Origin of the sequence: Methylovulum sp. (assembly GCF_028687615.1) — a bacterium.
GTDB lineage: Bacteria > Pseudomonadota > Gammaproteobacteria > Methylococcales > Methylomonadaceae > Methylovulum.
Window position 1 is genome coordinate 72,876 of the sequence record NZ_JAQTZU010000001.1, and the last position, 23,489, is coordinate 96,364.

19 protein-coding genes and 2 pseudogenes are annotated in these 23,489 nt (G+C 46.7%); 10 read left to right on the top strand and 11 right to left on the bottom strand.

Annotation, left to right across the window (positions count from 1 at the left end; genetic code table 11):
• Positions 1-164 precede the first annotated feature (164 nt).
• Entirely contained in the window at positions 165-470 is a 306-nt protein-coding gene (locus tag PHH59_RS00360) for an HU family DNA-binding protein (RefSeq protein ID WP_300009471.1), read from the bottom strand.
• A 427-nt stretch (positions 471-897) separates the two neighbouring features.
• Here PHH59_RS00360 and pqqD point away from each other — a divergent pair, with 427 nt between their 5' ends.
• Together pqqD and pqqE are read left to right on the top strand one after the other, a co-directional pair.
• Positions 898-1,167, top strand: coding sequence for a pyrroloquinoline quinone biosynthesis peptide chaperone PqqD (gene pqqD, locus PHH59_RS00365; RefSeq protein WP_300009474.1), 270 nt, complete (start codon positions 898-900; stop codon positions 1,165-1,167).
• A complete protein-coding gene (pqqE, locus tag PHH59_RS00370; RefSeq protein WP_300009477.1) occupies positions 1,148-2,281 on the top strand; it encodes a pyrroloquinoline quinone biosynthesis protein PqqE in 1,134 nt (377 codons plus the stop codon). The genes pqqD and pqqE overlap by 20 nt, the downstream gene beginning before the upstream one ends.
• A 365-nt stretch (positions 2,282-2,646) precedes the next feature.
• Here the strand turns inward: pqqE and PHH59_RS00375 are convergent, their stop codons facing one another.
• Positions 2,647-3,147, bottom strand: a complete 501-nt coding sequence (locus tag PHH59_RS00375; protein ID WP_300009480.1) for a hypothetical protein — start codon at positions 3,145-3,147, stop codon at positions 2,647-2,649.
• Positions 3,148-3,747: 600 nt separating this feature from the next.
• Positions 3,748-6,243 (bottom strand): LamG-like jellyroll fold domain-containing protein, encoded by a 2,496-nt coding sequence (locus tag PHH59_RS00380; RefSeq protein ID WP_300009484.1) that lies wholly within the window; start codon positions 6,241-6,243, stop codon positions 3,748-3,750.
• A gap of 306 nt (positions 6,244-6,549) precedes the next feature.
• Here PHH59_RS00380 and polA point away from each other — a divergent pair, with 306 nt between their 5' ends.
• The 5 genes and pseudogenes from polA (at position 6,550) to PHH59_RS00405 (ending at position 13,171) form a co-directional block, all read left to right on the top strand.
• Positions 6,550-9,315, top strand: a complete 2,766-nt coding sequence (polA, locus tag PHH59_RS00385; RefSeq protein ID WP_300009487.1) for a DNA polymerase I — start codon at positions 6,550-6,552, stop codon at positions 9,313-9,315.
• Positions 9,316-9,940: 625 nt separating this feature from the next.
• The gene (gene argH, locus PHH59_RS00390; protein ID WP_300009490.1) at positions 9,941-11,350 is read left to right on the top strand and encodes an argininosuccinate lyase; all 1,410 of its coding nucleotides are present in this window, start codon (positions 9,941-9,943) and stop codon (positions 11,348-11,350) included.
• A 463-nt stretch (positions 11,351-11,813) separates the two neighbouring features.
• Positions 11,814-12,074: pseudogene (locus PHH59_RS00395) on the top strand (argininosuccinate lyase); the annotation flags it as partial.
• Between the two features lie 125 nt (positions 12,075-12,199).
• A complete protein-coding gene (locus PHH59_RS00400; RefSeq protein WP_366145489.1) occupies positions 12,200-12,328 on the top strand; it encodes a helix-turn-helix domain-containing protein in 129 nt (42 codons plus the stop codon).
• 81 nt (positions 12,329-12,409) lie between these two features.
• Positions 12,410-13,171: a hypothetical protein gene (locus PHH59_RS00405; protein ID WP_300009493.1), complete on the top strand. Its 762-nt coding sequence runs from the start codon at positions 12,410-12,412 to the stop codon at positions 13,169-13,171.
• A gap of 74 nt (positions 13,172-13,245) precedes the next feature.
• On the opposite strand, the gene PHH59_RS00410 is transcribed toward PHH59_RS00405, so the two are convergent.
• Positions 13,246-14,193, bottom strand: a complete 948-nt coding sequence (locus PHH59_RS00410; RefSeq protein WP_300009496.1) for an FRG domain-containing protein — start codon at positions 14,191-14,193, stop codon at positions 13,246-13,248.
• 407 nt (positions 14,194-14,600) lie between these two features.
• Here PHH59_RS00410 and PHH59_RS00415 point away from each other — a divergent pair, with 407 nt between their 5' ends.
• From PHH59_RS00415 to PHH59_RS00425, 3 genes and pseudogenes are all read left to right on the top strand, one after another.
• A complete protein-coding gene (locus PHH59_RS00415) occupies positions 14,601-14,927 on the top strand; it encodes a winged helix-turn-helix domain-containing protein (protein ID WP_300009499.1) in 327 nt (108 codons plus the stop codon).
• Positions 14,928-15,021: 94 nt separating this feature from the next.
• A pseudogene (locus PHH59_RS00420) lies at positions 15,022-15,150 on the top strand (DNA-binding response regulator); the annotation flags it as partial.
• Positions 15,151-15,491: 341 nt separating this feature from the next.
• Positions 15,492-16,304 carry a UDP-2,3-diacylglucosamine diphosphatase gene (locus tag PHH59_RS00425; protein ID WP_300009502.1) on the top strand — a complete coding sequence of 271 codons (813 nt, stop codon included), beginning with the start codon at positions 15,492-15,494 and terminating at the stop codon, positions 16,302-16,304.
• A 76-nt stretch (positions 16,305-16,380) separates the two neighbouring features.
• Here PHH59_RS00425 and PHH59_RS00430 read toward each other — a convergent pair whose 3' ends face one another.
• From PHH59_RS00430 to PHH59_RS00460, 7 genes are all read right to left on the bottom strand, one after another.
• The gene (locus tag PHH59_RS00430; protein ID WP_300009505.1) at positions 16,381-17,430 is read right to left on the bottom strand and encodes an MJ1255/VC2487 family glycosyltransferase; all 1,050 of its coding nucleotides are present in this window, start codon (positions 17,428-17,430) and stop codon (positions 16,381-16,383) included.
• On the bottom strand, positions 17,430-17,951 hold the full coding sequence (locus tag PHH59_RS00435; protein WP_300009508.1) for a phosphatase PAP2 family protein: 522 nt from the start codon (positions 17,949-17,951) through the stop codon (positions 17,430-17,432). The genes PHH59_RS00430 and PHH59_RS00435 overlap by 1 nt, the downstream gene beginning before the upstream one ends.
• 331 nt (positions 17,952-18,282) lie before the next feature.
• Positions 18,283-19,113, bottom strand: a complete 831-nt coding sequence (locus PHH59_RS00440) for an SDR family NAD(P)-dependent oxidoreductase (RefSeq protein ID WP_300009511.1) — start codon at positions 19,111-19,113, stop codon at positions 18,283-18,285.
• Positions 19,114-19,118: 5 nt separating this feature from the next.
• A complete protein-coding gene (locus PHH59_RS00445; RefSeq protein WP_300009514.1) occupies positions 19,119-19,694 on the bottom strand; it encodes a DUF4124 domain-containing protein in 576 nt (191 codons plus the stop codon).
• Between the two features lie 52 nt (positions 19,695-19,746).
• Positions 19,747-21,576, bottom strand: coding sequence for a glutamine--fructose-6-phosphate transaminase (isomerizing) (gene glmS, locus PHH59_RS00450; RefSeq protein WP_300009517.1), 1,830 nt, complete (start codon positions 21,574-21,576; stop codon positions 19,747-19,749).
• Positions 21,576-22,949, bottom strand: coding sequence for a bifunctional UDP-N-acetylglucosamine diphosphorylase/glucosamine-1-phosphate N-acetyltransferase GlmU (glmU, locus tag PHH59_RS00455; protein WP_300009520.1), 1,374 nt, complete (start codon positions 22,947-22,949; stop codon positions 21,576-21,578). Before glmU ends, glmS begins: the two co-directional genes overlap by 1 nt.
• Positions 22,950-23,059: 110 nt before the next feature.
• The gene (locus PHH59_RS00460) at positions 23,060-23,482 is read right to left on the bottom strand and encodes a F0F1 ATP synthase subunit epsilon (RefSeq protein ID WP_300009523.1); all 423 of its coding nucleotides are present in this window, start codon (positions 23,480-23,482) and stop codon (positions 23,060-23,062) included.
• Positions 23,483-23,489 lie beyond the last annotated feature (7 nt).

The window sequence follows — 23,489 nt, forward strand, 5'->3', positions numbered from 1 at the left end:
TAATGATGGGGCTAAGAACGTGTTTTAAAAGCGTCGCGAGCGGTTCGAGTGCAAGGCGCACGGAGCGCAGAAACCGAAGTGTACTGGACGTACATGAGGATTTCGAGCACCGCGCAACGCAGCAATCGGGCAGCGTAGCAGCTTTTAAAACACGTTCTAAACAACTACGAAGCTTGTTTAACCAATATCCTCGATGCCGCAACCCGCAAACGCAATTCTTTACCTGCTTTAAAATGCGTGGCATACCTGGGCGGTACATGCAATGATTCGCCGGAAATAAAATTACGCCCTTTCCGTGAAATACGATAATGGACTGAAAACACACCAAAATTACGGATTTCTATCCGTTGTTTCGCCATTAAGGCGGCGGTGATGCGTTCCAGAATACAATTAACCGCGAGTTCGACTTCTTTTTTGCTCAAATGCGGTTGTTTTTTAGAGAGTACATTGATGAGATCGGTTTTAGTCATTGCCTGTTTTCCTGTGTTAAAGTGCTTGTTGGTCGGCCCGGATTAACTACTGCGTGATATGACACAATTGACCGGGTGAAATGCCGCAGAAAAGCTGTGCCTATCGAGCCGGACACGGTGAGCTATTTGTTTTTAAAGCATTTTATTTATACAACAGCGAATAACAGCAATTCTGATGCCACTTTTGTGGCAATGAAAGACACCGTCTGCATAGCACGGTTTATGTCAGCAGCACCCAACATTCGCGACAGCAAAACAAAATCCAAAATGTCCGCTTATAAAAGCGGCGATTTTGCTAAAATTGCGCCAGTTTTATCAACCTGGTTGATATTGATTTTTAAGTGTTTGCCTTAGTTTTAGGAAAACGGGCAAGCACTTATGAAACAATGAATAATAAAACGGCAACACCAACCTAAGCACATCCACTATGATTATAAACCCGCAACTGCCCATCCGTTTTTCCCGCACGCACCGTTTGCAATGGGAAGAAGCCCAGCAAAAATTCGTCATCCTCTACCCTGAAGGCATGGTCGAGCTTAACCAAAGTTCGGCGGAAATCCTAAAATGCTGCGATGGGGTACGGACGCTTGCCGACATCGTCACGGAACTGGAACAAAAATTCGCCACGTCCGGTTTACATTCTGATATTTCCGCTTTTCTGGAGGTCGCCTTAAACAATGGCTGGATACAACAATAATCAAACTAAAACCACCCCGCCACGCTGGTTACTGGCGGAACTCACTTATTCTTGCCCCTTGCAATGCCCGTATTGCTCCAATCCCTTGGACTATGCGAGCTATAAAACCGAGTTAAGCACCGACGATTGGAAGCGTGTTTTGACGCAAGCGCGGAAACTGGGCGCGGTGCAACTGGGATTTTCCGGCGGCGAACCGTTGACGCGCCCCGATTTGCCGGAATTGGTCAAACATGCCCGCAAGCTGGGCTATTATTCCAACCTGATCACTTCGGGTTATGGCATGACCGAGGAAAAAATTGTCCAGCTCAAAGAAGCGGGGCTAGACCATATCCAAGTCAGCATCCAAGCCAGCAGCCAAGAGCTTAACGACCATATCGCAGGCACGGCTTCGTTCGAGCATAAAAAACAAGTCGCGCATCTGGTCAAAAAACACGGCTACCCGATGGTGCTGTGCGTGGTGATCCACCGCGAAAACATCCATCAAATGCCGGAAATTTTGGCGATGGCGGAAGAACTGGGCGCGGATTATCTGGAACTTGCCAACACGCAATATTACGGTTGGGCGCATGTCAACCGCGATTTATTACTGCCGACCAAAGAACAATTTGAACAAGCCGAGGCGATTGCCCAAGCCTATAAAGAAAAAGTCGCGGGCAAAATGAAAATCTATTACGTCGTGCCGGATTTTTACGAAGACCGCCCGAAAGCGTGCATGAACGGCTGGGGGACGACATTTTTGACCATCGCGCCGGACGGGGTGGCGTTGCCCTGCCATTCCGCGCGTGAACTGCCAGGCTTGGAATGCCCGAACGTCAAGGATTACAGCATTGAAGAAATCTGGTATGAATCCAAAACCTTCAATTTCTTCCGTGGCTTTGACTGGATGAAAGAGCCTTGCCGCAGTTGCGATGAAAAGGAAAAAGATTTCGGTGGCTGCCGTTGCCAAGCGTATTTGCTGACGGGCGATATGTACAACACCGATCCGGTATGTGGCAAATCACCTGAGCATGGCGTGGTTGGAGAGGCGATAGATTCGGCTAGGGCGGCGGCCTTAGCCATTGACGAGAAACCGCTGATTTTTCGCAATAGCAAGAATTCGCGGAATATGGCTTAGTGTCATGGAAAACCCGAACAGCCTTCAGCCGGACGGGGCATGTTGCCCCGTCCGTAAAGTTCATTGTTTTTTTCAAAATGGCGGTGGCATTGAAACATTAGGGACAGGATTAACCTTATTCGTTAGAACGTGTTTTAAAAGCTGCTACGCGGCTCGATTGCTGCGTTGCGCGGTGCTCGAAATCCTCATGTACGTCCAGTACACTCCGGTTTCTCCGCTCCGTGCGCCTCGGCACACCGCTACGCTGCTCTGTCCATAGACCACCTTGAGGGGCGTTGCCCTACCTCTGTCCATAGACCACCCTTGTGGTGGCATCCATGCAGTCGTTGCACTCGAACCGCTCGCGACGCTTTTAAAACACGTTCTTAGTGCATTTTCATGCTGGCGATCACATCATCTCGAATCTTTTCGATCTTGTCCCTATGTCGTGTGCGGTCAGTGATTTCCACAAGCTCTCCTGATAGCAAGCGGATGGATAGCCAGTATTCGTAATGATCCGTACGGCTTTCCAAATCGAAATTATTCCATTGATCGATGAAAACCTCGGAAATCGAAGCAAAGGGGATGTTCCGATGTTTTTTTTCGAAACGTGACGTATCGAGAACGGCCACCCGCCGCAACCGATGGTCAATGCTGACTTCGCGTTTGGGCCTCCAAACAAATACCCAGAGGCCAAGCGCGATGAAAAAAACTCCCATAAACTCGATTAGCTTACGCGTACCTGATGGCCCTAACTGGAACAAGCCTGTATCCGGGTTGCTGCCCACCGGGTCAATATATTGAACAAGCACAATGATAAAAATGCCCAAAGCGATGGCGAACCAGCCATCGCGGGGGGGATTGTTTTGATAGCCTGTGATTTTCATGATGGATACAAACCTTTTTTAGATTCATTATGTTGGCTAACGTAGCACGGTAGGTTGGGGTGAGGCACGGACCCCAACGCATAAAATCCGTAATGTTGGGGTCCGCAAGCCCACCGCCAACCTACGGCCTAATTGCCAAGAACACACGCATGACCGCCGCACCGTTCAAGCCTAACACGCCTGTTGCGTTTCGTCCAAGCCAATCCCGGCAACATTTGCCTGAAATTTTCACAAGAACGGATTGATGACCATCATCCGGTTATCAATTATCTGCCCATATTGCATGTCCTCCGAATACAGCGTGGTGCACTCGGCTTGGTCGCTGATTTGTAGAATTTGCATAGTCGATGCCTGTTGTTTTTAGGTTTTGTAGTAGCTAAGAAGGCGGGTTTTTAATAAAGAATTTTCACATCAAGAAAGTGGGTCTCGCCAAACTTGAGTATCCAATATTTCACCCCCCCTGCTGAACATTCTCCAAAATCGCCGCTACTGATGGATGCTAATTTCCTCTGTGCAATGATCATATAAAACCGCTCAAATATATCCTCCACCTGTGATGAATCTGGCTCCAATTATCTGGGCGATTAACTACTTTTACCGTTATTTTTGGCATTGCATCGGCAAATAAACCGCTGGTATGGACGTTTTGTTTTTTCCTTGCGCCGTCATGCCGTTTACTGGGGACGCGTAGCCGCACACCCAGGAAATCGGGCTGCCAGGGTTGGCGGTGACAATGGCGGGACGCAGGCTTAAGGATTTGCCGAACGCGGCTTTAGCCACCCGATTCCCAAACGTGACATGGATTGCGCCATCTTCGACGGCGACTCCGGTGACATAATTGCCGATCAGTTGTTCTGGTTTGGGTAGGCCAGCGGCTTCATTATTGACGGGAAAGCTGCCATTGACCACGAAATGCTCGGCCACGGCGGTTTTGGCATAATCCGCCAAGCCCATCCCTTCTGAAAGTTGGGCGCGGATAACCGTACTTGGCATCGTAACCGCCGATTTTTCATTTTTTACCTCGGCAGGTGGATGGGGGGCGCACCGTTTGATAAGCCCGCCAATCCGGTCTAAGGCATCGGTTCTGGACGCATTCCCCGCCGCCGGACGCTTGGCTGCTTTCAGGGACTCCAACAGATAAGGGGTGTCCATCCAAATCGCCCCGTCCACGTTGGCACGGCATAGCGTGTCCCAGCCCGTGTCCATGCGCAGCAATATCGGCAAGGCTTGTTCCGCCTCTGTTTGGGTGAGATTAGGTGGCATACGCACGAGAAACATCAGAAAATCCAATTCTTCGGGCAGCTTGCGTGGCTCGGAAACGTCAGAACGCCGCGCCAAAATTTCGCGGTAAGTGATTTCCGGGTGGTTTTTGTCGAACAGCACTGTCTGTGGGCCGGCAACCCAACCTTGGAGATGGTCCGGTGTTTGCACCTGATACCAGTTTTGCTGGTCTTGGTCGGTGGCAAGCTGGGCAACCGTCAGCACCGTCCCTAATGACAGGCGGGCGGTTATTGGCGAGGCAGGGTCGGGATTAGCCCGCAAGCGCACCCCGGAACCCATGACCACCCTTTCCCAGCGGTCTTTGGCGGTTTCATCTAGCAACCAGCGTCCTTTGCCATCAAGTTTCAAGTAGGCGATGGCTTCCCGATAATTTCCGCCGGTTTTGGTATCGGGTATGTTCTTGGTGATACTGATTGTGCTGTTGTCTATCCATTTCACCTCACTGGGGCCCCAGTCGTTGTATTCCTGGTCATACTCGGAAACGAATTTACTTACCTGATCGTTCCAGATTTGGATGCCATTGGCGATAAACGACGCTTCCATATCCATTGAGAAGGTGAGGAAGCGTTTGTGGTCTGGAGAAATGACGGGGTTCCCCCAGATTTCCGTTTCGGCACCGGTGCTTGTATCGACTAGCAATAAGCTATTCCCTTCAGACTCGCTTATCCAAACCAGATAGGAATGCAGGTCTGGCAAATGTGCTTGGAAATGATAATCCCTCCCGCCATCCTCGTTGGATTCCTCCCGGTTTTTCAAGTTATGGAACTGTCCGTTTTTCAAGCGGAGCCGAAGTGTCTGGCCTTCGCGCTTCACAAGGTCAGGGGCGATGGTTGTTAACGCTTGTTCCTCAATGAGGATGCCGGATTTTTCGGATGCTTGCGGTGCCTGTGCCAGCGACGGGACAGTCCCGTCTTTGGCGGTATCGGCAATGCGGCAAATTTGCCGGATTTCTTGCTCAGTGAGCGGGCGGTCATAAATTTGAATTTCGTCCATATCACCGGGCGTGTAATCGACCCCAGGCCTGTTGATGTTATAGGCTTTTGCAATGGTGAGCGGGGTTGGGTAAGTGTTTAACGGGCCAGGATTGTTGGTTTGCCCGACCAGTTTGCCATCGGCAAATAGTTTGAGTTGCTGTTGGTCATAGGTGCTGACTAGGCAATACCATTGCCCTGGTTTCCAGAAATCATTTTCCGTGGTCTGCAAAACCGACGCACCCTGGATCGCCACCCGCGCATCAAATCGCCCCTGCGTCCGCAGGATTCTGTCAGGCCAATAGGCGTTGCCATTCACGCCGAGATGGTATTGGTAGTATGGTGCTTCATGGGCGGGGTAAGGTTTTTGGACAATGGCATTGTCACCGTTTCCGGCAAATGCCCGGCTAGGCCGGTACCACGCAGCCAAGCTCAGTTCTTTGACCGGATTGAGGGAGTCGGCATTGGGGACGAGGATAAAATCATCAGTTCCGTCAAAGCTCAAGGCCTTGCCATGCACACCGTCGATACATTGCGGATTGCCCTGGATCACACCATGATTTTTATAAGGCCCGGAATCGTCGGCGTTACAGGCATCGAAGCTCCAATAGGCGATGAGACCTGTCAATACCGGCCCAGTTTTGTCCAATGCCGCTGTGTATCCGGTGACAGGGAAGCATAGGCTGGTCATCATGACCAAGACCAAGAGCAAAGCAAGGTTTGATGTCTGACGCTTATAGGCAATGCTGAGAAAAATTCGGGATAACACATCGGGCGGATCAATCTTCGCCAGATAATGACTTAGCGGGAAACTGCCTAAAAAATTGTGATGGACGGTTTTCATTGAGGTTACCTGCTTGGGCTATATCGGCCTATTCGTTGTCCAGATGAGTTTTGTCATAATCGCCCACTCAGTGACATTGTGGTGCTTGGGTAAAAAAGCAATTGCTTATACTTTAGCCAATTTCATTTAAATTTCTAGGCTATTATCAAATTGATTTTAATTATATTTTTTATAATTTCCCAGCAGTTAAAAGCAATCTCCCCTCCGGTTTTGAACTAAGCGGGCGCTCCTGTATGCGGATGTAAGTAAAAAACCCATAAAAATGCTATCTTGTTAGCCTGTCCAACCATTTTACCGCCAAACCCTATGCCGCTACCTTCCTCCCAATACCTGATCTTAGTTGATGGCTCTTCTTTCCTCTTCCGTGCCTACCACGCCATCCCCATGCTAAACAGCCCGGACGGCAAGCCGACCAACGCCATCCACGGCGTCACCAATATGCTGCGTAAGCTCATGAGCGATTACGCCAGTGAACATATCTCGGTTGTTTTTGACGCGCCAGGGAAAACTTTCCGCAATGACTTGTATGAAGCCTATAAAGCCCACCGTCCGCCCATGCCGGATGATTTGCGCGTACAAATTGAGCCACTGCACCAATTAATCCGCGCAATGGGCTTGCCGTTGCTGATGGAATCGGGTGTGGAGGCCGATGATGTGATGGGGACGCTGGCATGTCGCGGCAAGGAATCCGGTTACCACGTCATTCTGGTGACTGGCGACAAGGACATGGCGCAACTCGTCAATGAACAGGTCATCCTTGAAAACACCATGTCGAACACCCGCATGGACATCCAAGGCGTGATAGCCAAATTTGGCGTAAGGCCGGAGCAAATCGTCGATTATCTGGCCTTGATGGGCGACACTGTTGACAATATTCCTGGTGTGCCCAAAGTCGGCCCGAAAACCGCCGCCAAATGGCTGGAGCAATACGGCACACTGGAAAACCTGGTCGCCCATGCCCATGAAATAAAAGGCAAGATTGGCGAAAACTTGCGCGACGCGCTGGAGTTTATGCCGCTTGCCAAGCAATTGACGACCATCCAATGTGATTTGGAGCTGCCCTTCGGCGTTGAAGATTTGAAACAACAGCCTATGGACAAAGCGGCTTTAAAAACCTTGCTGACGGAACTGGGATTTTCATCATGGCTGAAAACCTTGGACAATCCTATTGCCACTGAAACCCCAGTTGTTAAGGATAGGCAAACAGATATTGGTGTAGACCTTTCTGGTTTGCCAAACCAGACAAGTCTTAATGCAAATGTCCAAAAAGTTTACGAAACCATCCTGACCGAAACCCAATTCACCGATTGGCTCAAACGCCTAGACACGGCCGAATTGTTTGCTTTCGATACCGAAACCACCAGCCTGGATTACAGCAAAGCCCAAATCGTCGGCGTGTCGTTTGCCGTGGAAGCGGGACATGCGGCCTATTTGCCTTTAGCGCACGAATATCCCGGCGCACCGAAACAACTTGACCGCACCGATATACTGGAAAAACTCCGCCCGCTTTTGGAAAATCCCCACAAAGCCAAACTGGGGCAAAACCTGAAATACGATGCCCATGTCTTAGCCAACCACGGCATCACCTTACGCGGCATCGCCCATGACACGATGCTCGAATCTTATGTCTTGGACAGCACCGCGAGCCGCCACAATATGGATGATCTGGCGAAAAAGTATCTGGACATGGACACCATCCATTACGAAGATGTCGCGGGCAAAGGCGCGAAACAAATCGGTTTCCAGGAAGTCGCCATCGAACAGGCCACGCCGTATGCCGCCGAAGATGCCGATATTACCCTGCGTTTGCACCAGACTTTATTGCCGAAACTGCAACAGCACCCTCGCCTGTATCAACTTTACCAGCAGATGGAAATACCGCTAATCCCCGTATTGGCAAAGATTGAACGCAACGGCGTACTCATCGACACGGCGATGCTGGCCCAACAAAGTCTGGAATTATCCAGCCAAATCATCGCCTTGGAACAACATGCCCACGATCTCGCAGGCCGCGCTTTCAATCTGGGCTCACCTAAGCAGATCCAGGATATTTTGTACGACCAACTGAAACTTCCGGTCTTGAAAAAAACCCCGAAAGGCCAGCCATCGACCGATGAATCGGTGTTGCAAGAATTGGCGGCGGACTATCCCTTGCCCAAGGTGATATTGGAATACCGCAGTTTAAGCAAGCTGAAATCAACTTATATCGACAAACTGCCGCAACAAGTGGACAGCAACACCGGACGCATCCACACCTCCTACCATCAAGCCGTAGCGGCTACAGGACGGCTGTCTTCGTCCGACCCGAACCTGCAAAACATCCCGATACGCAGTGCCGAAGGCCGCAAAATCCGCCAAGCGTTTATCGCCCCGGCAGGCTATAAAATCGTCGCCGCCGATTATTCGCAAATTGAGCTGCGCATCATGGCGCATTTGTCGGCCGATGCGGGTTTGTTGCAAGCATTTAGCCAAGGTGAGGACATTCACAGGGCCACCGCCGCCGAAGTGTTTGGCGTCGCCCCCGAACAAGTCACCCACGATTTGCGCCGTTCCGCCAAAGCCATTAACTTTGGCTTGATTTATGGCATGTCCTCCTTCGGTCTGGCGCAGCAATTGGGCTTAGGCCGCAACCAAGCCCAGGCTTATATTGATTTGTATTTTGCCCGTTATCCCGGCGTGAAAAATTACATGGACAGCATCCGCGAACAAGCGCGGGAACAAGGTTTTGTCGAAACCCTGTTTGGACGGCGCCTGTATTTGCCGGACATCCAATCCCGCAACGCCAACATGCGCCAATACGCCGAACGCACCGCCATCAACGCGCCGATGCAGGGCACCGCCGCCGACATTATCAAACGCGCCATGATCGCCACAGATGCGTGGTTAAACAAAGGGCGCACCGATGCCAAAATGATTATGCAGGTGCATGATGAATTGGTGTTTGAAATCGCCGAAAACCAGCTAGAGGCGTGTACCACACAGATCAAAAACCTGATGTGCGCCGCCGCTGAATTGAACGTGCCATTGGTCGTGGATGTTGGGGTTGGGGATAATTGGGATGAGGCGCATTAGGCGGCACGATCTACTTCAAACGGTCACGTTTTCGGTTTGGTAGTCCTGCAATCGGAATGATAATAGATTTGTCAATAAAATATTGCGATGACTGTACGCCTTGAAGTACGGGCATTCGACCCAATAAATCGGTAGGCTTGACTTTTTACAAATCATTCCGATTGCAGGACTACCAAAAATCATTGCATAGCCACAAAAACTTTACTTATATGTTCATTTAGTTTGCTGTCGCCGTCATAAATAAGCAGCACCTTAAGCCGCTCCGCTGCCGCGATTCGTGCTGCTTCATGTTCTCCAGCACAGAGTCATAAGTATCTACATATTTTTTATTAATTATTTTAAAACAAATAGTTAGGCGCGTATGGCGCGTTTGTAACTTGTGCGTGACGTTTATATCCAGTTCCCAAGCTCCAGCTTGTGAACCAACGTATTAAGATAATTTTTCGGATGGTGTAAACAATTTGGCAATCAGCCAAACCGTTGTCTGGCGATAGTAAGTAAAGTGGTTGGCGAATAATGGGGCGGGGTTGTAACTTGCGTATTGGCTGTTTTGCGGTGTTTTTAAACATCCATAGGATTCTAAACGGTATAATCAGCAAATTTTTCCAACGGCTTTAAAATCACCATGACTTCCGTAAATTCTGAAAAATTGTCCAGCGCCCGCTTTGCCCAAGCCACCGATGCTTTTGTCGAAGTCTTCACGGCCTCCGTTGATTTTGACCAACGCATGGCCCCGCAAGACATCCAAGGTTCCATCGCCCATGCCACCATGTTGTGCGCCTGTGGCATCCTGACCGAAGCCGAGCGCGACGCCATCATCAACGGCCTGACGCAAATCGGCGCAGAAATAGCTGACGGCACATTCGTCTGGTCTATCAAGCAAGAAGATGTCCACATGAACATCGAAGCGCGCTTGACCGACATGATTGGCGTTGCGGGGAAAAAACTGCACACCGGACGTTCGCGCAATGACCAGGTCGCCACCGACATCCGCCTGTATTTGCGTAGCGAAATCGTCCAGATCACCGCCCAATTGACGCGTTTGCAAACCGCCATCCTGGATTTGGCGGAACAACACGCCGGCACCATCATGCCCGGTTTCACGCATTTGCAAGTCGCCCAGCCCATCACCTTCGGGCACCACCTGATGGCCTGGTTTGAAATGCTGCGCCGTGACCGCGAGCGTCTGGACGATTGCGTCAAACGCATCAACATCATGCCCTTAGGTGCGGCGGCCTTGGCGGGGACCAGCTACCCGATAGACCGCTTCATGACCGCCGAACTGCTAGGTTTCAGCCGCCCGTCCGCCAACTCGCTGGATTCGGTCAGCGACCGTGATTTCGCCATCGAATTTGCCGCCGTCGCCAGCCTCATCATGATGCACTTGTCGCGTTTCTCCGAAGAACTGATTTTGTGGTCTAGCGCGTTTGTTGATTTTATCGACATGCCGGATGCCTTTTGCACGGGTTCATCCATCATGCCGCAAAAGAAAAATCCCGATGTGCCGGAATTGGTGCGCGGCAAATCCGGCAGGGTCACGGGGCATCTGGTGGCCTTGCTGATGCTGATGAAAAGCCAGCCCTTGGCCTATAACAAAGATAACCAGGAAGACAAAGAGCCGCTGTTCGACACCGCCGACACGCTGGTCAATTGCCTACGCGCCTACGCCGACATGGTCCCGCACATCACCGCCAAAAAAGCCAATATGTACAATGCCGCCAAGCGTGGTTTCGCCACCGCGACCGATTTGGCGGATTATCTGGTACGCAAAGGCATGGCCTTCCGTGATGCGCATGAAGTGGTGGGTTTGGCGGTGCGTTTGGGTTTGGAAAGCCAACGGGATTTGTCCGAACTGACGCTTGCCGAATTGCAGGGGTTTTCGGCGTTAGTCTCCGAAGACGTGTTTGCGTATTTGACTTTGGAAGGCTCGGTGGCGGCGCGTCAGCATATCGGCGGCACTGCGCCGGAGACGGTCAAGGCGGCTATCCAGGCGGCGCGGCAGCTTTTGGATAACTTAGGAATGGGCATGGAATAAGTCCGTAGATTAAGACCGTTCAACCCGTAAGACGCATACCGTAACCCGTAAGACGCATACCGTAGGGTGCAATAGGCGATAGCCGTATTGCACCTGCCTTCAATCATCCGGCGCATTACGCTATCGCTAATGCGCCCTACGCGGGCTGCGCCGGAGACGGTCAAGGCGGCTATCCAGGCGGCGCGTCAGCTTTTGGATAACTTAACCCGTAAGACGCATACCGTAAGGTGCAATAGGCGATAGCCGTATTGCACCTGCCTTCAATCATCCGGCGCATTACGCTATCGCTAATGCGTCCTACGCGCTGCGCCGGAGACGGTCAAGGCGGCTATCCAGGCGGCGCGTCAGCTTTTGGATAACTTAACCCGTAAGACGCATACCGTAAGGTGCAATAGGCGATAGCCGTATTGCACCTGCCTTCAATCATCCGGCGCATTACGCTATCGCTAATGCGCCCTACGCGCTGGTACGCAAAGGCATGGCCTTCCGTGATGCGCATGAGGTGGTGGGTTTGGCGGTGCGTTTGGGTTTGGAAAGCCAACGGGATTTGTCGGAATTGACGCTTGCCGAATTGCAGGGGTTTTCGGCGTTAGTCTCCGAAGACGTGTTTGCGTATTTGACTTTGGAAGGCTCGGTGGCGGCGCGTCAGCATATCGGCGGCACTGCGCCGGAGACGGTCAAGGCGGCTATCCAGGCGGCGCGGCAGCTTTTGGATAATGCTTAGGAATGGGCATGGAATAAGTCCGTAGATTAAGACCGTTCAACCCGTAAGACGCATACCGTAGGGTGCAATAGGCGATAGCCGTATTGCACCTGCCTTCAATCATCCGGCGCATTACGCTATCGCTAATGCGCCCTACGCGGGCTGCTATTCGACTAGCTTTACAACAAAGCAACGGTTCGGTGGGACATGCGGGGGAGTTATTGGGGATGAGCCGCGCGACTTTATGGCGTAAGCGTAAGCGGTATGGGTTGTGATGATTAAATGATTTACGAGCAAACCAATAATATTTATAAACCAATAAACAAAAATTTGAGTATCTGAAAAAGGACAGCTCTATGGAAAAAATAAAGGCTTGGGTAATTGGAGAAATTGGTGAATATATCGCTCAAAAATATTTATCAAGCAACGGGTTTCAACTTGTAAAATATGGTAAAGAAATGCCTCGAAACACATCAGGAAATCACCTGAAACCTTACCTTACAGTATGCTCTGATGAAGGATTGGATTGTGCCGTAGGTTATGCTAAATCCAAATATGCCAAAGAAACGCCTAAAACCATTTTTAAACTCAACATCAATAGCCCCCCGTATAAGAAAGAGTTTCTTATTGTTAACCTACTAGTAAATGAGTATATCCAGCGTTACTGGTGGCACTTTTCTGAAAAGAATCCATTACCTCATGACTGGCTAAAAATAACTCAAGCGCAAAAAAAGCATGGAAATCAAGCCGCAGAACGTTTGAAAAATGAAAATAGAGAAGCCCTAAAAAAATTCCCTGGGTCAGGTGCGCACCCAGGCCGCTATGATTTTATCGGTTTCAAAAGCGGTGAATATTATGCAATAGAGGTCAAAGTTAACAAATCTAAGCTCAATTATTGGCAGGTAATCAGGTTATCACTATTACAGAGATATGGATGTAATATTATCGTTATAAATATATGCATTTCAAAAGCACAATTGCTTCTTGCAATAGCTGGCAAAGAGCCACTTATTGAAAGCATAAAACTAAACGCTGAATTACGAAACTCCAAAATTGAGTTACCATCAGACGAAGAATTTATCAAAATATTAAACTATTTGATGCCCCACGAAAAATAGCCATACTTCTTAATTAATGAGCCGCATGTCTCGGTAGATTTTATGGCTCTGCTGAGATAGTTCCCAACGATTAGTTAGAAGTAATGGGAATTCCATTTTGCCTTAACAACTGACGCTACATTATCTAATGTTGGCATTAAGGAAGCCTTGGTTATTCCTTCTTTCTCTAAAACCCACAACAGCTCCTGGGCATGTTCTATACTTAGTTCATGCGATATTAATATTGGCAGTTCGCAACACATATCGGTAATTATTTCCTCTAAAGCTGGCCATTTCTGATGAAGTAAAAAATACTTCTCCAATTCTGAATATGAATCTGAAGATGACAGATTTGATACGGTTGTAAATACACCGCTTTGTGAGTGAAGAAAATTATTTGAGGACCTTTGTGGCCTGAAGATCATTATTCTGAAGGGTTTGAATAAATCGTCTGAATGTCCTTGAAATGCTAAATACTTGGTATTTAAAGACCAGACACAAATATTCTTCGAGTCTGGCGGGCTAAATTCAGCTGCAAAATATGCAGCAACTATTGGACTATTTGTCCAATCTAAAAGGCGAGTAGGTATACCATGATGCTGTGCAAGTGATGCTGCGCCAGAGAAACATTCATCATTGTTGCGCCGTAATTTCCCATTTAATATCGGGCTTCTGTTTGGCTGGTAATATCCAGCATCAACGTCAAATCCTAGCTCATTAGCAACATTTGCAAAACGAAAAAGAGCTTCTTCTTCTGCGTTAGTCCATTCTAAATATTGACGCAGAATAGGCGTTTCTTCTATTGCTGACGGTAATTCCAAAATCGGTAATTCTAAGCTTGCAATTTTTGCGATCAGAGGCATTAAGCTACCCGATGTCTCTCGCCAAGCAGATGGGAGTAGCTTCCAGTTATCAGCGTCGCCAATTCCACGAAAAACCCATGGTGAATTACGATTTTGTTCCCACCATTTTTTGTTTGAGCGACGAATTTCTGAAAGAAAATCCTCCACTTTATCGAATTTTATTCTGCTAAGTGCTGGCATTTTGAATGCAGTAAGGTAGGTGCACTTTTATGGATTTATAACGTCTAGTTTTAAACCCATAAAGCTACAAATCATAAAACACATTTACTTTAACATCCAGGAAACAAATCAACCTGAAGTTTTGTATATTTTCAAGCGGGACGGGATTTGTTATCCAGCTCTTAACCGTTTCAATCTAGTTATTGGTATTCAAAACGTTTCGGAACGGGTAACAAACCCGTTCCTGCTGGTTGCCAAGCAATAAAGACGAATGTAAAACTTAGTCCGCTTATGTTTCGTGACGCTGGAGCGTCTATCACGGCATTCCCATTTAAAATAACTGGGGTCAGAGTAAACTTAAACCTCTTTATTAGACCATTACAGAAAGCGACATCACGCTGGCGTTGGACAACGGCGCCGACGACTACTTGACCCAACCATTCAGCACTGCCGAACTGCTGTCGCGCATCAAAGCCCTGCCTAGGCGTGTCGCCAAGCTACCCGGTGGCGCACAGGAGTTTTTCCAAGTCGGCGAACTAAAAATAGAACTGACCAAACGCCGCGTTTTCGTTGGGGAGAAAGAAATCCACCTGACCCCCATCGAATTCCGTCTGCTGAGTGTATTGGTAAGCAACGCCGGATTCGTGGCCACGCACCGGCAACTGCTCGAAAAGGTTTGGGGCTTCCTATACTTTGAGCGGTCGGTTTTTCAGTTTTTGGAATTTGCAGTAGGGTACGCTGTGTGTACATTTTAAATATTTATTTAAAAATCAATATATAAGGTACGCACAGCGTACCCTACTTAAAAAACCGAAAACATGACCGTTCAGAGTATATACCGAACATAGCCACTATTTACGCATTTACATGGGGCAACTACGCCACAAAATAGAATCCAATCTCGCCCGCCCCCGTTATTTTCTGACCGAGGCGGGGGTCGGGTATCGGCTGTGCGAGGAGGAAAACCAAAGAAAGTAAAAAGCCGTCAAAACCCACCGTTTATTTTACGGCCCGTAACATGGGTTTGCCCTAACGATACGCTATGGCATTGATGTGACGGCGGTTTTCTAAAGTAGAAGCCCCATGCAAACAGGCAACCGTCACAATAAAGTCATATTGATGACCTATGATTAAGAGACGGTTATCCCAATAAACCTTGGAGTTTTAGCCATGTGATAACGGCGACTGGCGATGCTAGCGTCTTTAGCCATTATGTTTCGCGGAAGACATCAGCTTGAACCGTGTCCCATCGCGCTTTCCACGCCTCAGTGCCGTTCCACTCTCTTAAGCCATACTTAAACCAACGCGTAACCCATCTTATGAGCAAAAAAATCAAAGCCTCTTACAAAGCCATATTTGTTTCTGACATTCATCTTGGTACCCGTTCGTGTAAAGCGGAGTTTTTGCTGAAAACTCTGAAAAGACTGGCTTTCGATGAGGTTTATCTGGTCGGCGACATTATTGACGGCTGGAAAATCAAGCGTGGCTGGTATTGGCATCAAGACCACACCAATTTTTTGAGGAAGATTTTAAAATATTCAAAAAATAAACGTGTGGTCTATATCGCAGGCAACCACGACGAATTTCTGCGCAACTTTTTATCGCATGGCGATTTGAATATCGGCAATGTGGAAATTTATGACGAAATGGTCTACAAAAGCGCCTCCGGCAAGTCATATTTGCTGACGCATGGCGACAATTACGACATTGTCACCCGCTACCACAAACAAATCGCCGTGCTAGGTGATATTGGCTACGAAACCTTGCTGTCGCTTAACCGCCATTTCAACTGGGTAAGACGGCATCTGGGGTTCGGTTACTGGTCGCTGTCGCGGTTTGTCAAAAACAAAGTCAAATCAGCGGTTTCATTTATCACCCAATTTGAAGTTGTGGTCGCCAATGAATGTGAAGGCCGCCAGTTAGATGGCGTGATTTGCGGACACATCCATTCTGCGGCCAACAAGTACATTAACAACATCCATTACCTAAATTGTGGGGATTGGGTGGAATCTTGTACATTAATTGCCGAAGACTGGAATGGCGAATTCCATATCATTGAATACAATACATTAACTGAAGAATTTCCTGCCTTGGCAGAAACAGAAGACATGGCCGAAGAAGTTCCCGGCTAAAAAAAGATAAGCCTTGGTCTGCCGGATTCCAAAATTGTCCCGGCAGACCAAGGCTATAAACGCGTAAAAACCGTTGTCAAAACTTTGATAAATCAACCTTCAAAACATTGACATCACCCCAAACCATTTCGATAAAATCCGCATCCATTTTGGGCATTCCGTCCTGAAGCCATTGCACTAAGGTTTTGGCAATATTGGGATAAGTGATGTATATCGCGTGATTATCATGCAGCCAATGTTCAATGGCCGACAAATCCATCGTCTTCATGGTATGCCCATAACCCAACTCTTTTAATGCGGCGGCATTCGATATTTGCTCCATTTGTGAATGCAAAGGCTTAACCAGGATTTTCTTTCCTAGCTGTAATGCTTCGCTTGCCAATTCAAAACCCGCATTGCTGATAATCCCCGCACAATCATATAAGTCTTTTTGAAAACCGCTACGCGACAAAGGATTGCAAGTAATGTGTTCAAAATTGGAAACCGCAACCTCTGGCGAATAAATATGAAATTCAAATTGCTTGAAGTTTGCCAAGAGGTTGATGACACTGTTTTGATCTTCAAAAGGCAAATAAACAATGATTTTATTTTTGATGATTTTTTCAGGCGTTTCCGGTGTCTCGATAATAGGCGGCAAAATCGGCTGTCCAAAATGATGCCAATGCAAACCTACACCTATATCTGCCGGTGCAAAATACTTCATCACCTGATTGGCAATCGGATCACTTCCCGCCCTAGGAATCGGGTAATTAAAAGCATATTGGTGACCGACCCCTAAAACTGGTTTTTTCTGCCTCCTTGCCGACCATGCGGTTACCGGTTCAAAATCGGTAATGACTTGGTCATAACCACTTAAATCCAATTCTTTTATATCTTTTAAAAAAGTAATCGGTTTGACGTCACGGGCTGTTTTTAAATAACTGACCTGGCCTTTATCGGTATTGAACGTCAATCCAGTACGCACCTGATAGCCATTGAACACATCCATATCAAAAAACTTATCTATCGGTCTACCAGTGAATTGAAAAGTTACATCTATCCCTGCTAATTTCAACTCCTTTGCCATGACTCTGGCGCGTGTGATGTGACCATTGCCCGTCCCCTGAACTCCATAAAAAATTCTCATTAGATAACTTGTCCTAAACTAAAAAATGCGGTGCTGACACCCAAAATACACCCCACCAATGTATCTGTTGGAAAATGAACCCCTAAAACCACTCGTGAGAAACCTACCAATAACGCCCAACCATAAAGCGGGATCATAAAAACAGGGAAAAAATAGCCAACCAATGTCGCCATCATGAACGCCGCCGATGTGTGGCCTGATGGAAAACTGAATTTATCTGAAGGCTTAATAATGCTACGAAAGTTTTTTAACGCCGCTTCAGGCCGGTTACGTTTAAATCCATTTTTCAATATAAAGTAAATTGGCCTTTCTAACAGGAAGGCCAATAAAATGGCCCGTAACAACGGGCTTTCAATTCCTTCAATAAAGTATAACAAACCGATGATCAAAGTATAAAGCTGCCCATCACCTGTTTTTGACAAATACCGGCTAATATTCGATAAAGTCCTATGAATTTTGGCATTAACCAGCCAAGTGAACATAAATACATCATACTTATGAATAGATAGTAGCAGTTTCATATCGTTATCCTCTCAGTCAACATTCTGCAAAGACCGCCCAGCGCCTTATGCAGTGAAGAAAATCATCAATTTTCTAATTTTTTATTCTTGTTATGGATGACGAAGGGTAAAGCTGTTCTATGACAAAGAAATGAAGCTTCGTTTACGATTTAATGACAGTTTTATTAAACCTATTGATCTTGATATAAGCTATAGAAAACCTTAGCTTTTGGATAAAGTGATGACGAGGTTTCAATCTTGAAAACGACAACTTAAAAATAGCGGTTTATGCACAGGTTATTAGCAGATTCTATTGAGCATTCTTGAAAACAGTCATACACCGACCTCCATATCACATCTTTCTGAGCAGGTTATCGAGCCACGATATCGGTAAAATGCCTTTCAAAAACGCCAATAAGTAAGTTGGGAAAGTGACGTAATAGCGGATTTGAGGCCGTTTTGATTCGATTGCATGGATAGCTTTTTTGGCAACGGCCTCGGCAGGAAGCGTGAAAGGCGCAGCCGCACCTTCTTTTTGCAAACGGGCTTCCATGGATTTGTAGGTTTTTTGGTGATAACTTCGATTGGGATCAATATTTTTTTTATACAGATCGAAGGCATTTTTTCTAAAATCGCTAAGTATCGGGCCAGGTTCAATCAATGAGATGTGGATATTAGTATCATGCAATTCCAAGCGTAACGTATCAGCTAATCCTTCCAGCGCGAATTTGCTGGCATTATAAGCACCTCGATACGGCATGGCCACCAACCCTAAAATTGAACTGTTATAAATAATACGTCCATGCCCTTGTTGGCGCATCACCGGAAGCAACAAATTTGTCAGTTCATGAGTCCCAAACAAATTGGTTTCAAATTGACAACGTAAGACTTCGCGGCTTAAATCTTCAACGGCCCCTGGCTGCCCAAATGCAGCGTTATTAAATAAAGCATCTATTTTACCAGCAGTCAATGCTAGCACTTCGCCTACCGCTTTCTGAATACTCAAACTATCAGCCAAGTCCAATTGTACGGCGGAGAACCCCTCGGCCACCAAGCGCGAAACATCGGCGGGCTTTCTTGCCGTAGCGATAACATAATGCCCACGCTGTTTCAATTGTTGTGCGGCCACATAGCCTATACCACTAGAACAGCCTGTAATTAGCACAATTTTAGCTTTGTCCATAACCATTACTGGGTCAATTGCTTCTCATCAAAGTAAAAACTTTTGGTATTGCTACAATCGACCAAAAATACGAGTAAAGCCTTAGTGGATTTTTCGTTTAATTCTGAAGACTCTACACGGTTACACTGGCCTGAAGTCAAAGCTTTTTGGGCGGCGACCCCTCTCATATGCTCAATTTCTGCTAATCTGGACTGAAAAAGTTTGACTAAAGGCGTCAATTTTTCAAGCTCATATGGCGCAATAGCATAAGCCGAAAATTTGTTTGGATTTTCTTTTATCAGTAATTGGTTTTTTTTACTTTCATTAATAATCTGAAGCTTACGCAAGTTTTCTTGCTGTTGTTCAAGCTTTTGCAGTTCTTCTTGCTGTTGCTGTTCTTTGATTTTTAAGAGTTGTAATTTTTTTTCTTCGTCCAAATCGACTGACTTCCCCGTTTTCAGATCGATTTGGGTGTTATTGTAGCCTTCTACGCAAGGACTGGAACGATACACCTTATTGCCACTGGAATCAGTGCATTTGTAGACTCCAGCGGAAGCATTCATGACAAATAAACTTGCCAATACAAATAATATAAGTTTCATTTTCTCGGCTCGGTAATTTAATCGAAAACTGTCGATCTGATAGGATGTTGTTTTATTCTACCGTAACGGACTTGGCAAGATTTCTTGGCTGATCGACATCAGTGCCTTTTAAAACCGCAACATGGTAAGCAAGCAACTGTAACGGAATGGTATATAGTATAGGCGAAATTTCATTTTCAACTTGTGGTACTTTAATTATTTGTATGTTTCCGCCTGCTACTGAAAGCAATTTTTCATCCATGAAAACAATCAGTTGTCCACCACGCGCACTAACTTCCTGCATATTGGATTTCAATTTTTCCAATAAACGATTGTTAGGTGCAACAGTAATAACGGGCATATCGGCATCAATCAGCGCCAGAGGGCCATGCTTAAGTTCGCCTGCAGGATACGCTTCAGCATGGATATAAGAAATTTCTTTTAACTTCAACGCCCCTTCCATAGCGATAGGATAATGGGGGCCCCTCCCCAAAAAAAGGGCGTGATGTTTTTCAGCAAACTGTTCAGACAAGAGCTTAATCTCATCATTCAACGTCAAAACCTTCTCAATCTCGCCGGGCAAGCGAAATAACTGGGACGTTATTTTTTTCTCTCTCTCTTCAACCAACTGAAAACGCCTGCCAAGCGCAATAACCAATAACATTAATGCCGCAAGCTGGGTCGTGAACGCTTTAGTCGAAGCAACACCAATCTCTGGGCCTGCCCGCGTCATTAACACCAGATCCGATTCCCTAACTAAAGAACTTTCGGGTACATTGCAGATGCTTAATGAATATTTCGCACCGAGTTTTTTTGCTTCTTGCAGAGCCGCCAAGGTATCTGCGGTTTCGCCGGATTGTGAAATGGTGACAACCAAGGTATCTTTAGCCAACACAGGGTGCCTGTAACGGAACTCACTGGCAACTTCAACTTGGCAAGGTACGCTAGCTAATTCTTCAAACCAATAACGGGCAACCAATCCGGCATGATAGCTCGTGCCACAGGCTAAAATTTGAACTGATTTAATTTTATCAAATACCTCGTTGGCATTATGTCCAAACGAATTTTCCTGCAAACGGTTGTTGATAAACCGGCCTTCCAGAGTTTGGGCAACTGCAAAAGCTTGCTCATAAATTTCTTTGAGCATGTAATGTCGGTAATTGCCTTTATCGACAGCATCGGGGCTAAGGCTGCTTTCTTTTATGGGGCGTCGGACAACTTGGTTTTGGGCATCAAAAATCACTACCGAATCCAAATGCAGGGCGGCAACATCCCCTTCTTCCAGAAACATAAACCGTTGCGTGACCGGCAATAATGCGGCCACATCGGAAGCAATAAAATATTCTCCGATGCCAACACCAATTACTAACGGGCTACCCTTACGGCAAGCGATTAAAGTATCTGGTTCATCGGCACTAATGATACCTAACGCGTAGGCACCTTCCAATTTTTGAACCGTCTGTTTCACTGCGTCAAGCAAGTTGCCCGTGGCCTGCAAAGCATAAAAAATTTCGTGGACTATCACCTCAGTATCAGTTTGCGAAGTAAATTGGCATCCCTGCGCCAATCTAATAGCTTTAAGCTGCTCATAGTTTTCGATAATGCCATTATGGACAACCGCAACTTTGTTACCGCTGATATGGGGATGGGCATTTGCAGTACTAGGTTTCCCGTGGGTAGCCCAGCGGGTATGGGCAATTCCAATAGTTCCCGGCAAAGGGTCGGCTTGTATCGAAGCTTCCAATTCTTTAACTTTACCTAATTCACGCTTGCGATATATTTGTCCGTTATTGATGATTGCGATACCTGCCGAATCGTAACCACGATATTCCAATCTTTTTAAACCTTCCAGTAAGATAGGCACCACGTTACGCTGGGCGATACCACCGACAATGCCGCACATTATGATTTCTCCTGTTTGGTAGGACGTTGCCAGCTAGATACAGAGACCTGTTTTACCCTGCTTAAGGTCAACTGGTCTGCCGGGGTGTCGCGAGTAATAGTGGAACCTGCGCCTATGGTGGCATTCTTACCGACTGTAACCGGGGCGATCAACTGGGTATCGGAACCAATGAAAGCACCATCTTCGATGATAGTCCTAAACTTATTTGCACCATCATAATTGCAGGTGATAGTTCCCGCACCAATATTAACTTTACTGCCAATACTTGCGTCACCAATGTAACTGAGGTGGTTGATTTTTGTTTCTTCGGCAATTGCAGATTTTTTTATCTCCACAAAATTACCGATATGGACATTTGCCGCCAATACGGTTTCAGGACGCAATCTGGCATACGGCCCTATTCGGCTGCCCTGCCCTATTTGTGCATCTTCTATTATACAAAGACCAAGAATTTCGACATTATCACCAATAAGTGAATTCTTAATGTGTGTGTTGGGGCCTATCTTCACATTGTTGCCGATGCTGTTATTACCTTCAAGAATGACATTTATGTCGATTTCAATATCCTGCCCAAGGCTGTCTAGCGATCCACGTAGATCAAAACGCAAGGGGTCCCTCAACGTCACACCACGCGCCATAAGCTGTTCGGCTTGCTGTTGCTGGTATATCCTCTCTAACTGGGCTAATTGCATCCGGTTGTTTACCCCCAGCACCTCATCAACGGTTTCTGGCTGGTTTGTAACAACGCTAATGCCCTCAGCAACCGCCATTTCAATGATGTCCGTCAAATAGTATTCATTTTGGGCATTATCATTGTCCAACTGATCCAACCACCGTTTTAATTTGTCTCCGGGAACAGCCATAATACCCGTATTTACTTCTAGAATATTTTTTTCAGCATCAGTGGCATCTTTTTCTTCGACTATCTTTATCACTTCTCCTGAGTCATTTCGGACAATTCTGCCATATCCGGTAGAGTTTTCGAGATTGACTGTCAGTAAGGCGATTGATTGTTGACTAACATTAGCCAATAATCGATTCAGTGTCGCCAATTTTAATAGCGGAACATCTCCATATAGAATTAAAACCATATCTTCATCAGCAATAAACCCACTTGCCTGTTGAACGGCGTGACCTGTACCTAATTGCTGTAGTTGTTCAATCCAATTCACTTCAGGTAAATTTAAGGCCTGCTTGACCAATTCAGCACCGTGGCCAATGACAATATGGACACTATTGTCCGTTAATTGACTGCTTAAGTCATAAACGTGCCTTAACAATGGTTTATTGGCGATTTTATGCAGAACTTTTGGTTGGTCTGAACACATTCGCGTACCCTTGCCTGCTGCTAGAATAATAGTCGTAATTTTCATTGCATATCCCTTAAAACAAAAAAGCCCGATAGCGTTTTGACGTTACCGAGCTTTTTAAAAAACCGTATCAATATGATTGATAAATTTAATCAACCGTCTGTATCAATGAATTATTCGCCACGTTTTCGCAGCCTATCCAAAGTTCGCAGTTGCATAATGGCCTGCAATAATTGTGCATGGGCTGCTTCATAATCCACTTTACCAGATTTATCCGCCAATTCTTCTTCAGCTTTTGCTTTGGCTGCTATTGCCGCAGCTTCATCAATATCCTTAGCCCTAATCGCCACATCGGCCAAAACAGTCACAATATGAGGCTGGACTTCAAGGATACCCCCTGAAATAAAGAAAGGGTAACTTTCCTTTGCCGTTACTTTTACCCGCACTTCCCCTGGGTTTAGCCTTGTTATGAACGGGGCATGTCTTGGAGAAATACCTACTTCACCCAGTTCAGCAGGAGCAAATAACATTTCCGCCAATCCAGAAAATATTTCTTTTTCTGCACTTACGATGTCTACATGTACGGTCATGGTCATTTATATT

Bases quoted from the DNA above. Each gene is read 5' to 3' on its own strand.
- pqqD (WP_300009474.1), top strand. From the start codon at position 898: ATGATTATAAACCCGCAACTGCCCATCCGTTTTTCCCGCACGCACCGT.
- PHH59_RS00380 (WP_300009484.1), bottom strand. From the start codon at position 6,243: ATGAAAACCGTCCATCACAATTTTTTAGGCAGTTTCCCGCTAAGTCAT.
- polA (WP_300009487.1), top strand. From the start codon at position 6,550: ATGCCGCTACCTTCCTCCCAATACCTGATCTTAGTTGATGGCTCTTCT.
- pqqE (WP_300009477.1), top strand. From the start codon at position 1,148: ATGGCTGGATACAACAATAATCAAACTAAAACCACCCCGCCACGCTGG.
- PHH59_RS00360 (WP_300009471.1), bottom strand. From the start codon at position 470: ATGACTAAAACCGATCTCATCAATGTACTCTCTAAAAAACAACCGCAT.
- PHH59_RS00425 (WP_300009502.1), top strand. From the start codon at position 15,492: ATGAGCAAAAAAATCAAAGCCTCTTACAAAGCCATATTTGTTTCTGAC.
- PHH59_RS00375 (WP_300009480.1), bottom strand. From the start codon at position 3,147: ATGAAAATCACAGGCTATCAAAACAATCCCCCCCGCGATGGCTGGTTC.
- glmS (WP_300009517.1), bottom strand. From the start codon at position 21,576: ATGTGCGGCATTGTCGGTGGTATCGCCCAGCGTAACGTGGTGCCTATC.
- PHH59_RS00435 (WP_300009508.1), bottom strand. From the start codon at position 17,951: ATGAAACTGCTACTATCTATTCATAAGTATGATGTATTTATGTTCACT.
- PHH59_RS00400 (WP_366145489.1), top strand. From the start codon at position 12,200: ATGCGCCCTACGCGGGCTGCTATTCGACTAGCTTTACAACAAAGCAAC.
- glmU (WP_300009520.1), bottom strand. From the start codon at position 22,949: ATGAAAATTACGACTATTATTCTAGCAGCAGGCAAGGGTACGCGAATG.
- PHH59_RS00410 (WP_300009496.1), bottom strand. From the start codon at position 14,193: ATGCCAGCACTTAGCAGAATAAAATTCGATAAAGTGGAGGATTTTCTT.
- argH (WP_300009490.1), top strand. From the start codon at position 9,941: ATGACTTCCGTAAATTCTGAAAAATTGTCCAGCGCCCGCTTTGCCCAA.
- PHH59_RS00460 (WP_300009523.1), bottom strand. From the start codon at position 23,482: ATGACCATGACCGTACATGTAGACATCGTAAGTGCAGAAAAAGAAATA.
- PHH59_RS00440 (WP_300009511.1), bottom strand. From the start codon at position 19,113: ATGGACAAAGCTAAAATTGTGCTAATTACAGGCTGTTCTAGTGGTATA.
- PHH59_RS00445 (WP_300009514.1), bottom strand. From the start codon at position 19,694: ATGAAACTTATATTATTTGTATTGGCAAGTTTATTTGTCATGAATGCT.
- PHH59_RS00405 (WP_300009493.1), top strand. From the start codon at position 12,410: ATGGAAAAAATAAAGGCTTGGGTAATTGGAGAAATTGGTGAATATATC.
- PHH59_RS00430 (WP_300009505.1), bottom strand. From the start codon at position 17,430: ATGAGAATTTTTTATGGAGTTCAGGGGACGGGCAATGGTCACATCACA.